This window comes from Mycobacterium sp. UM_Kg1 (assembly GCF_000972925.1).
Classification (GTDB): Bacteria; Actinomycetota; Actinomycetes; order Mycobacteriales; family Mycobacteriaceae; genus Mycobacterium; species Mycobacterium hiberniae.
Genome location: NZ_JRMK01000125.1, coordinates 1 through 11,074, shown reverse-complemented (window position 1 = coordinate 11,074; position 11,074 = coordinate 1). Strand labels below are relative to the sequence as shown.

The 11,074-nt window shown below is 67.4% G+C and carries 9 protein-coding genes; 3 read left to right on the top strand and 6 right to left on the bottom strand.

Annotated elements, in window-relative coordinates; translation table 11 throughout:
* On the bottom strand, positions 1–421 hold a 421-nt coding region (locus LI92_RS16770; RefSeq protein ID WP_046320784.1), incomplete at its 3' end, for a lyase family protein.
* Between the two features lie 24 nt (positions 422–445).
* Positions 446–1,477, bottom strand: coding sequence for a class II fructose-bisphosphatase (glpX, locus tag LI92_RS16765; protein ID WP_192830075.1), 1,032 nt, complete (start codon positions 1,475–1,477; stop codon positions 446–448).
* A 65-nt stretch (positions 1,478–1,542) separates the two neighbouring features.
* On the opposite strand from glpX, the gene LI92_RS16760 reads away from it, so the two are divergent.
* On the top strand, positions 1,543–2,172 hold the full coding sequence (locus LI92_RS16760; protein ID WP_046320783.1) for a DUF4245 domain-containing protein: 630 nt from the start codon (positions 1,543–1,545) through the stop codon (positions 2,170–2,172).
* Positions 2,173–2,176: 4 nt separating this feature from the next.
* Here the strand turns inward: LI92_RS16760 and LI92_RS16755 are convergent, their stop codons facing one another.
* The 4 genes from LI92_RS16755 to LI92_RS23810 all read right to left on the bottom strand — a co-directional run bounded on the left by LI92_RS16755 (position 2,177) and on the right by LI92_RS23810 (position 6,491).
* A complete protein-coding gene (locus LI92_RS16755) occupies positions 2,177–4,054 on the bottom strand; it encodes a serine/threonine-protein kinase (RefSeq protein WP_046320781.1) in 1,878 nt (625 codons plus the stop codon).
* 98 nt (positions 4,055–4,152) lie between these two features.
* Positions 4,153–5,241, bottom strand: coding sequence for an AI-2E family transporter (locus tag LI92_RS16750; RefSeq protein WP_046320779.1), 1,089 nt, complete (start codon positions 5,239–5,241; stop codon positions 4,153–4,155).
* Positions 5,238–6,287 carry an NAD-dependent epimerase/dehydratase family protein gene (locus LI92_RS16745; RefSeq protein ID WP_046320778.1) on the bottom strand — a complete coding sequence of 350 codons (1,050 nt, stop codon included), beginning with the start codon at positions 6,285–6,287 and terminating at the stop codon, positions 5,238–5,240. Before LI92_RS16745 ends, LI92_RS16750 begins: the two co-directional genes overlap by 4 nt.
* A 3-nt stretch (positions 6,288–6,290) precedes the next feature.
* On the bottom strand, positions 6,291–6,491 hold the full coding sequence (locus LI92_RS23810) for a hypothetical protein (protein WP_192830076.1): 201 nt from the start codon (positions 6,489–6,491) through the stop codon (positions 6,291–6,293).
* Here LI92_RS23810 and LI92_RS16740 point away from each other — a divergent pair.
* Entirely contained in the window at positions 6,466–9,630 is a 3,165-nt protein-coding gene (locus LI92_RS16740) for an ATP-binding protein (RefSeq protein WP_046320777.1), read from the top strand. The genes LI92_RS23810 and LI92_RS16740 overlap by 26 nt on opposite strands.
* Positions 9,627–11,074, top strand: a 1,448-nt coding sequence (locus LI92_RS16735) for an AAA family ATPase (protein ID WP_046320776.1), incomplete at its 3' end; no start/stop codon positions are given. The genes LI92_RS16740 and LI92_RS16735, both read left to right, overlap by 4 nt.

Below are 11,074 nucleotides of genomic sequence, written 5' to 3'. Positions count from 1 at the left end.
TGGGGAACGTGTCGTTCGAGGACTGCGACATGTTCACGTCGTCGTTGGGGTGCACGTTCACGCCGTTGGCGGCGGCGATCGAGGCGATCACCTCGTTGGTGTTCATGTTCGAGCTGGTGCCCGAGCCGGTCTGGAACACGTCGATGGGGAACTGGTCGTCGTGCTTGCCGTCGGCGATCTCGGCGGCGGCGGCCTTGATGGCGGCGGCCTTCTCCGGGGCCAGCAGACCCAGGTCGGCGTTCACCTGCGCACACGCGCTCTTGAGCAGACCGAGCGCCCGGATCTGGGTGCGCTCCAGGCCGCGCCCGGAGATCGGGAAGTTCTCCACCGCGCGCTGGGTCTGTGCACGCCACAGCGCGGTGACCGGCACCCGGACTTCGCCCATGGTGTCGTGTTCGATGCGGTACTCGATCTCGCTCATAGCTGTTTGGGTCCTCGCTTGACGTCAGGGCAGGGGATAGGCGGCGTGGGAGTCGCCGGTGAAGTCGACGGCCGAGTACTCGTTGAGCTTCGACAGCCGGTGGTAGGCCTCGATCATCCGGACGGTGCCGGACTTGGAACGCATCACGATCGACTGGGTGGTGCAGCCGCCGGGGTAGTAGCGCACCCCCTTGAGCAGGTCGCCGTCGGTGACCCCGGTGGCGCAGAAGAACACGTTCTCGCCGGAGACCAGGTCCTCGGTGGTCAGCACCGCATCCAGGTCGTAGCCCGCGTCGAGGGCCCTCTGTCGCTCGGCGTCATCGGTGGGCGCCAGCTGGGCCTGGATCGCTCCGCCCATACAGCGGATCGCCGCCGCGGCGATGATGCCCTCGGGGGTGCCGCCGATCCCGGCGAGCATGTCGGTGCCCGAGTCCGGCCGGCACGCCGAGATGGCGCCGGCCACGTCGCCGTCGGTGATCAGGCGGATGCGCGCCCCGGTGGCCCGGGCGTCGGCGATCAGCTGGGCGTGCCGGGGCCGGTCCAGGATGCACACCGTCATGTCACGGGCGGACAGGCCCTTGACCTTGGCCACCGCGGCGATGTTGTCCGCGATCGGCTTGGTGATGTCCAGTACGTCCGCGGCATCCGGGCCGACGGCGATCTTGTTCATGTAGAACACCGCCGACGGGTCGAACATCGCGCCGCGCTCGGCCACCGCCAGCACCGAGATGGCGTTGGGCATGCCCTTGCTCATCAAGGTGGTGCCGTCCACCGGGTCGACCGCGAAGTCGCATTCGGGACCGTCGCCGTTGCCCACCTCTTCGCCGTTGTAGAGCATCGGCGCGTGGTCCTTCTCGCCCTCGCCGATCACCACCACACCGCGCATCGACACCGAGTTCACCAGTTCGCGCATCGCGTCGACAGCCGCGCCGTCGCCGCCCTCCTTGTCGCCGCGGCCCACCCATCGGCCAGAAGCCATGGCTCCGGCCTCGGTCACCCGCACCAGCTCCAAGGCCAGGTTGCGGTCTGGGGCTTCGCGTCGCGTTGGTCCCGTCATGCCAGTCACGGCTCATGATTCTCCCAGAACCGGATCGGTTCGATCGAGCTGGGATACTGGCTCCCGTGACCAACGAGCCCCAACCGGCGCCCAAGCCTGCCAAACCACGTCTGTTGCAGGACGGCCGTGACATGTTCTGGTCGCTGGTGCCGCTGGTCCTGGCCTGTGTCGCGCTGGCCGGTCTGGCCGGTACGTGCGCGTTTCGCCCCGGCGGCGTCACCCCCGGTCCGGTGCCCACCTACGACGCCGTCGCGGCATTGAACGCCGACGCGCAGACCCTCGGTTTTCCGGTGCGGTTGCCGGCGCTGCCCGAAGGCTGGCAACCCAACTCCGGTGCCCGCGGCAGCATCACCGACGGGCGCACCGACGCCTCGGGGCAGCGGTTGCGCGCGGTGACCTCGCGGGTGGGCTACATCAGCCCGAGCGGGATCTACATGAGTCTGACCCAGAGCAACGCCGACGAGAATGCCCTCGTCGCCTCGATCCAGCCCACTCTGCACCCCACCGGCACCGAGGATGTCGAGGGCACCCGATGGGTGGTGTATCAGGGCGACGGCGATCCGGTGTGGACCACCCGGCTGGCCGCGCCGTCCGGGGCGACGCAGCTGGCGATCACCGGCGCCGGCAGCCCCGCGCTGTTCCGGACCCTGGCGGCGGCCGTGCAGTCGCAGCCGCCGCTGCCGGCTACCCGGTAGGGGACTACTGCGGCACCAGCTTGAATACGCGGCCCCGCCCCTCGTGGCCGTTGCCGATGCGAGCCTGGCCAAAGTCGGCAACGTATACGCTGCCGGTCGCATCGACGGAGATATTCGATGGGTTCTGGAGGTCGGTGAACGGCAACTCGATCTGCCTCGCGGAGCCGGCGGGCAGTTTGACTACCTTGTTGGCGCTCGCGTCGGTGACATAGATGCTGCCCTCTTTGTCGGTGGCGACGCCTTCGGGGCGCTGGAGACCGGTAAACGGCACCACGGTCTCGGCGTATGAACTGGCCGCTAGCTTCACAACTCGGCCGGTGAACTGACACATGTAAAGGTTGCCTGCTGCGTCTGTTGCCAATGACGGCTGAACAAAGCTTCCGCTGATCGGCAGCCTGACAGGCGAATCCGACCCGGGCGCGAGTTTCCAGATGTTGTTATCTCCGTAAATGACCTGGTCGTTGACGTAGACGGCGCCGTCCGTGTCCACTGCCACACCAACCGGGCCGGCGAGCTCGGAGAAGGGCAGATCGATCGTCGAACTCGACCCGGCAGGGAGTTTCCGCACCCGCTTGCTCATGTAGTCGGTGACGTACACGGCCCCAGTGCTGTCCACCGCGATGTCGGACGCGTTCTTCAGGTCTGAGATCGGCAGTTCGATCGGCGTGGTGGACCCAGCCGCCAGTTTCATCACGGTGATGGTGTTCCACGGACTTCCTACGGCGTAGACGTTGCCCTCCCCGTCCGCCGTCACGCCGAGCAGTGTGAGGAAGTCGAACTGCAGCTGGGTTTGTCCCGGCGGACCCTGCTGGTGCAAGTCGGATTGCTGGGTTCCGTTGCGCTCCTGAGCTTTCGGGTGTGCTGTCGGGCGGGATAGGGCTTTGAGTCCCAGGACGGCGAGGACGACGCCGATGAGCACCAGTGCGGTGGTCAGCACGGCGCGGCGGCTGGGGCGTCGGCGTGCGGCTGATTCTAATGGCGGTGAAGGTATGGGTGTCGTTGTAGGCCAATAGGTTTGGGTGTCGTTCTGATGTGGGTTGAACTGTGGTGATGAGAGTGCGTAGTGAGCCGCCGTGGCCAGCGCACCGGAAGTGGGGTAGCGATTGTTGGGGTCTTTGGCCATCCCGATGGCGACGACGTCATCGAAGGCGGGCGGCACGCCGGGTCGGTGGGCACTGGGTTGGGGAATAGGCGCATTGAGGTGGGCGCCCATCAGTGCGGGTAGGTCCGCGGTCTGGTAGGGCTGGGTTCCAGTCAGACATTCGTAGAGGACACAGGTCAGCGCATAGATGTCGGCGCGGTGGTCCGGAGTGGCGAGAAGGGTGAAGCGTTCGGGGGCGAGGTACGCCATGGTGCCGATGGTGCTGCCGGTTTTGGTGAGTTTGGTGTCGGTGGCGGCGTTAGCCAAGCCGAAGTCGGCGAGGTAGGCGAAGTCGTCGCCGGTGAGCAGGATATTCGCAGGTTTGATGTCGCGGTGCACCAGGCCGTCGGCGTGGGCTGCGTCGAGTGCTGAGGCGATCTGGCGGACGATCCACACAGCCCGATCGGGCTTCAAAGGGCCGGTGTGGGCGAGCAGCTTTTGCAGGTCGGTGCCCTCGACGAGGCGCATGTCGATGTAGAGCTGTCCGTCGATTTCGCCGTAGGAGTGGATGGGTATGACGTGGGGTTCGTTGAGGCGCCCGGCGGTGCTGGCTTCGCGGAAGAGGCGTTGGCGAAAAACCGGGTCGGCGGAGTAGGTGGTGCTCATGAGCTTGAGGGCGACCATGCGGTCTTTTTCGGTGTCGCGAGCGGCATAGACCTCGCCGAAACCGCCGCGACCTAACAAGCGGGTCAGCTGGTATGGCCCGAAGTGTGTACCGACGCGCGAATCGACCGACCCCACGGACGGATCATAAGGCCGTGGTTGCGACAAGGAATGCGCATCAGCGTGGGAAAACGTCTCCCCACCGTGGTCAAGCACCGGGTAGCCACGGCGACGCGCTAACCGTCTGCCAACAGTTCTTCGCTGGTCTCCTCACTGGAGAAAGCCGCCAGGTACACATCGATGGTGGTGACGATGATGATCATCACCACCGGGCCGATCACGATCCCCCAGAAGCCGAACATGCCGATACCGGCGAAGACGGCCAGCAGCATCAGTGCGGGATTGAGCCGGGCATCGCGGGGCACCAGCACCGGCCGCAGGAAGTTGTCGATGTTGGTCACCACGATGAGGTGGAAGAAGAACACGAAAAGCCCGCCGAAGACATTGCCGAACAGTGCCATCCCGATGCCGAACGGCATGGTGACGATGCCGCCCCCGAGCGGGATGATCGACAATGCGGTCAGCACGATCGCGAAGATGAAAAACCCCTGGTGGAATCCGCCGATGTACAGGGAGGTGGCTCCGGCCACGCCCTGGAAGGCCGCGATGACGAACTGTCCGCCCACCGTGCCGCGCACCATCGAGCCCATCTTGGCCAGGTACAGGTCCGTCACCTCGGAGCCCAGGGGGTTGAGCCGGCGGATCAAGGTGAGCATTTCCTCGCGGTGGGTCAACAGGGCCAGGAACACGTACAAGAAGATGACCGCCGAGGTGACCGCGCCGACCACCCCGCCGACGGCGCCCTCCAGGACGTGCAGCAGCAGCTCACCGCCCTTCTGCGCCACATTCACCATCGCCGAGCGCAGCGTTTCCATAGTCAGCTCGACGTGCAGGAACGGGACTTTGGCCAGCGCGCTGTTGATGAACTTCAGCACTTTGTCGCCCAGGGCGTTGGGATCGGTGGCCTGAACCCAATCGGCGACCTCGCCCACGGCGCGCGATATCTGCACGACCGCCAGAAAGACCAACAGACTGACCGGAACGATCACCGCGACCAGCGCCGTCAGCAGCGTGCCGGCCGCTGCCGGGCCGGACGGCAGCCGGCGGCGCAGCCACCGGAACAGCGGTGTGAACAGGTAGGCGGCCACCGCGGCGACCACGATCAGCACGAAGTACGTGCGCAGGAAATACGCGCCGAAGGCCAGCGCCAGCACGGTGAACACGGCCAGCGCGCGCCGCTGGTTGAGGGTGAATTCCTGGTTCATGGGCGGGGGTCACTCCACTTGTCGGTGATGGCCCGCCACGGGTCGGCGAACGTCTGGCCGGTACGGCGGTAGGGAGAGCGCCGGCGGAGCACGACCCGGGCCAGCGGCGCGAGCAGCCCCAGCAGGTACCGCTTCACGCCGGCCCGGGCGGTGATCTCGGCCAGCATCTGCGGCCAGGAGTGGTGCTGGAAGTCCAGCGCTTCCTGGGCGCGCCGGCAGTCCATCCAGTCGGTGTTGAACCACCCGTCGTCGTTGTCGGGGTCGCCGGGCAGGCCCGGAGGCGTCCCGTTGACCAACCCCATGGCCGCCGCGATCGCCGGCGCCACCTCGCCCTGCAGCTGCCGGTGGGAGTCGTCGCCGCCGATCAACAGGGTTTCGCCGACCACGGGTGCGGTGGTGGCCGCCACACACGCCGCGGCGACGTCTCGTACGTCCACGGTCTGCAGCCTGCCGTCGGCGGGCAGCAGCTGCTCGAAATACAGGTTGTCGAGATTGACGTAGGGGCCCGGATCCACGGTGAGTACGCCGCCGAGTCGCAGGATCGCCCACGGCAGCGCCGAGTCGCGGACCAGTTGTTCGGCGCGCACCTTGTGGTCGCCGTAGACGTCGGCGGGATGGGTCGGGGTGTCGGCGGTCAGGACACCGGAAACCGAATGCGGGTTGCGGCAGCCGTATACCGCGATGCTGGACGCCAGCACGAAGCGCGCCGGGGCGGGCTGGCGGGCCGCCGCGGCAAGCAGGTGTCCGGTCGCCTCCACGTTGACCCGGTAGGCCAGGTCGCGGCGCAGGTAGATGAACGGCGGGATCACCGCGGCCAGGTGGATGATCGCGGAGGGCTTGACGGTGGCGACCAGTTCGGCGACCGCCGCGGGGTCGGTGAGGTCGGCATAGCGCACCTGCACCGTCTTCGGCAGTCGGGCCGCTGCTTTGCGGTTCGCCGAGGTGTCGAGGTCGGTGGCGACCACGCCGGTGCGGTAGGCGGCCAACCGGCGGACCACCGCCGAGCCCACCAAACCGAACGCTCCGGTCACCAGCACCGTTTCCACCCGTCAATCCTTAGCCGAAAAACGCGTCGCGTGATACCGCTTCCGCGCACAGCCGGGGTTGCGCACCCGCAAAATTACCGGCTGACCGGGGATGATTCGGTTAAAAAAACATCGCTTAGTAAAGAAATGCATATTCTTTTCCGAGGTAGTAAACCGGATCACGATCGGCGGCGCAGCGATGACAGCGGCGACCACTTGCTCCACCTGCGGCAGTCAATGCCTGGCCGGCGCGCGGTTCTGTCACTGCTGCGGCGCGGCGACCACCGCCGCCACGGCATCCGCGGAGTACAAGCAGGTGACGGTTCTCTTCGCCGATGTGGTCCATTCGATGGACATCGCAGCGGCCGTGGGTGCCGAGCGGTTACGCGAGATCATGGCCGCCCTGTTCGGCCGCTGCGCCGGTGTGGTGGGCCGCTACGGCGGAACGCTGGAGAAGTTCATCGGTGACGCCGTCATGGCGGTGTTCGGCGCGCCGGTGGCGTTGGAGGATCACGCGGTGCGGGGGTGCCTGGCCGCGCTGGAGATTCAGCGGCAGGCCCAGCAGCTGGCTGCGGAGCTGTCCCACGCCGACGGTGTCAACCTGGCACTGCGGGTGGGACTGAATTCCGGGCAGGTGGTTGCCGGAGAACTCGGCTCGGCCGCGCAGAACTACACGGCGATCGGCGAGGAGGTCGGTTTCGCGCAGCGGATGGAGTCTGTCGCGCCGCCCGGCGGTGTGATGCTCAGCGAATCGACTGCCCGGCTGGTGTACCAGGTTGCGGTACTGGGCGAGCCCGAGTTGGCCCGGATCAAGGGCGCCGATGAGCCGGTGCCAGTGCGGCGGCTGCTGGGGATGTCCCCGGAGCGCCGGCACCAGCAGCGTCATGATGCGCTGCTGGTGGGCCGGTCCTGGGAGATGGGGGCGCTCAGGGGCATCCTGGATGAGGCGATCGCGGGCACCGGTTGCGTCGTCGGGGTCGCCGGTCCGCCGGGGATCGGCAAGAGCCGCATCGCCCGCGAAGTCAGTGCCGCGGCACGCAGCCGCGGTGTCGACGTGTTCGCCGTCTACTGCGAGTCCCATGCGCGCGAGATCCCTTTCCACGCCGCGACTTCGCTGCTGCGCACCGCGCTCGGCATCGCGGATCTTGATGACGCGGCAGCGCGAGCTCGAGTCCAGGAGAGCGCTCCCGGCGCGGATCCGGAGGACTTGCTGCTCTTCGAGGATCTGCTCGGAATTCGGGGTGGGGCCGCGTTGTCGGCCATCGACCCCGATGCCCGTCGGCGCCGGGTGACCCGGTTGGTCAACCTGGTCTCGCTGGCACGTACCACCCCCGCGGTCTACGTCATCGAGGACGCGCATTGGATCGATGAGGTCAGCGACGCACTGCTGGCAGACCTGCTGAGCGTGACCTCGCAGACCCCCTCGTTGGTGCTGGTCACCTACCGGCCGGAATACCACGGGGCGTTGAGCCGCACTTCGAGCTCGCACACCATCAACCTGGGGCCGCTGAATGCATCCCAGACCGCCCAACTTGCCGTGGATCTGGTCGGCTCAGACCCGTCGGCGGCGCCCCTGCGCGAACGGCTGGCCGAGCGGGCTGCAGGCAACCCGCTCTTTGCCGAGGAGATGGTGCGCGATCTGGCCGAACGAGGTGTGCTGGCCGGCTCGCCCGGAAACTATTCCTGCGCGGTCGATCACGCTGATCTCGTGGTACCGGCGACGGTGCATGCCACCATCGCCTCCCGCATCGACCGGCTCGACCCGGCGGTCAAGCGGACCCTGCAGGCCGCCGCGGTGATCGGGCTGCGGTTCGACGCCGACCAGTTGGCGTTGCTCGATGGTGAGGCCCAGGTGGCCCCCCTGCTCGCCGCGGAACTCATCGATCGAGTCAGGCTCGCCCCGCGCGCCGAATACGCGTTTCACCACCCGCTGATCCGCATCGTCGCCTACGAATCCCAGCTCAAGGCCAAACGCGCCGCGCTGCATCGGCAGTTGGCCGCCGCGATCGAAGAAAACCACGCCGATGCCCTCGATGAGAATGCCGCGTTGATCGCCGAGCATCGTGAGGCGGCCGATGATCTGCAGGCCGCATTCGACTGGCACATGCGCGCCGGAGCGTGGGCGCAGAACCGCGATATTCGCGCCGCGCGCCTGAGCTGGGAACGCGCCCGAGCGGTCGCCGACCGGTTGCCCATCAACGCCCCTGGCCGATCTGCCATGCGCATCTCCCCGCGAACCCTGTTGTGCGGCAGCACCTCGTGGGTCAGCGGCACGGTCGCCGACACCGGATTCGATGAACTGCGCGAACTGTGCACGGCGGCCGGCGATCAGGTATCGCTGGCAATCGGCATGGCAGGGCTGATGACGACCCTGATCTTCCACAGTCGCTACCTCGACGCCTCCCGGGTGGCATCGGATTGTGTCCGCCTGTTGGAGTCCATCGGGGACCCGGATCTCATGGTGGCGCTGGCCATCGCGCCGGCCAACATCAAGGTCCAGGCCGGCGAAGCGGTCGAGTGCCTGCGGTTGGCCGAACGCATCATCGAGCTGGCCGAGGGCGACCTCACCAAGGGGAATCTGCTGATCGGTTCGCCGCTGGTGATCGCGTTGATGTTTCGTGGATCCTGCCGATACTGTCTGGGGTTGCCCGAGTGGAGAGCGGATCTCGATGAGGCGCTGGAGCTGGCCCGCGAGATGGACGTGCGGACCTTTGTCACCGCCGTATTGGCCAAGTACGGCTTTGCGGTTCACTCCGGCGTACTGCTGCCTGACGCGGCGGCAGACCGGCATACCGCTGAAGCCCTGGCGAGGGCCGAGCATTCCGGCGACGACTACGCGGTGGACACCGCACTGCTGACCCGCGGTTTGGTGCTGGTTCGGCAGGGCGGCCCGCAACGCGCGGCGGGGATGGACTACCTGACTGCCTATCGTGACGCCTACCTGCGGCACGGCTATGTGCAGGTCGGCGTGCGCTTCTACGACACCGAGTTGGCTCGCGAGCAGGCCCGCACCGGTGACGTCGACGCGGCGATCCACACCTCACGCGCCGCCGTGAACCACCTGCTCGATGTGGGGGACATGATTGCGCGTGGCGAGGCCGTCAGGGTCTTCGTGGAATCCCTCCTGCAGCGCGCCACCCCGGCAGACCTGGACGAAGCGCAGACCGCCATCGACCGACTGGCCTCGGCGGCCACCGATCCCGGGTATGCACTGAACGAGATTCCGCTGCTGCGCATGCGCGCCCTGCTGGCCCGTGCCCACGGCGACGAAGCCGGCTACCGCGACTATGCCGCCCGCTACCGTGAGCAAGCCATCGACGCCGGATATGAAGCTCACATCGCCCTGGCGGAGGCGATGACGTGAGCGAGCCGCGCTTGTCGTGGCCGCTGACCGGCCGTACTGAGGAGCTGCACACCCTCCAAGCTGCACTGTCGGCCCCCGATACGTCCGGTGTCGTGGTGTGCGGAGCGGCGGGGGTCGGCAAGAGCCGGATCTGCCGCGAGTTGCTCTCGGATGCCACGCCGCCGGGACAGGATGTGCGCTGGGTGGTGTGCACCTCCTCGGCGCGCAGCATTCCACTGGGGGCGTTCGCCACCTGGGTGCCCACGGGAGTCACGGACAGCGTTGCGCTGATCCGCAGCCTGATCGAAGCCTTGACCGCCGCACCGTCGGGTACCGCGGTGGTGGGCATCGACGATGCGCACCTGATCGATGACCTCTCGGCCTTCGTGGTCCATCAGATCGTGCAACGTGGCCTGGCGAAAGTGATCCTCACCCTTCGTGATGGCGAGTCCATTCCCGATGCCGTACGCGAAATCTGGGCGGCCGGCCGTTTCGAGCGTCTCGATCTGCAACCCCTCTCGTCGGACGAGGTCGTCGCGCTGCTGGCGGCCACCCTGGGTGGACCGGTGGAATCTGAAGCGGCGCAACGGCTGTGGAAGCTGACCTTGGGTAATGCACTGTATCTCCGTAACATCGTCGAGTCGGAGCTGGCCGCCGGCCGAATCGTCCGGCAGTCCGCAGGGCCGTGGCGCTGGATCGGCGACCCGATCATCCCGGCCAGCCTGGTCGGGTTCCTCGAACCCCGAATCGGATCCCTGCCGAGTCCAATCAGCGACGTTGTCGACGTGCTTGCCGTCGCAGAGCCGATCGATCTGGTGGCGCTGACACGCATCACCGACCCGGCAGCGGTGGAAGAGGCCGAGATACGCGGTCTGATCACGCTGGAGCCGGCGACCGGCGGAGCCCAGGTGCGGCTCGCGCACCCGTTGTACGGGGAAGTGCGCCGCAGTCGGGCCGCCACCACCCGGCTGCGCAGACTGCGTGGCCTGGTCGCAGCCGAGCTCGCCGCCCTCGAGGACCGCGACGACATCGCCACACTGGTCCGTCGCGCCACGTTGGTGCTCGAATCCGACCTGGTGCCGGACGCCGACCTGTTCACCCGGGCCGCCAGCGGCGCGGTCTGGCTCGCGGACCTTGGCCTCGCTGATCGACTCGCGCAGGCGGCCGTGCGCGCGGGCGCCGGGCCGGAGGCGACTTTCGTCTCCGCGCACGCGCTGTCGTGGCTGGGCCGTGGCGACGAAGCCGATGCGTTGTTGGCCAAGGTCGAAACCGGAGACCTCGATGATCGCGAGCGAGCCAGGCTGGCGTTCCTGCGTGCCAGCAACATGCTCTGGACGCTGGGTCAACCCGCGCGTGCCAAGGAGATCATCGACGCCGCCGCGGCCACCGTGCCGCCGCAGGCCCGCAGTTATATCGACGCCTTTCTGGCGGTCTACTGGTTTGCCACCTGTCTCTTATACACATC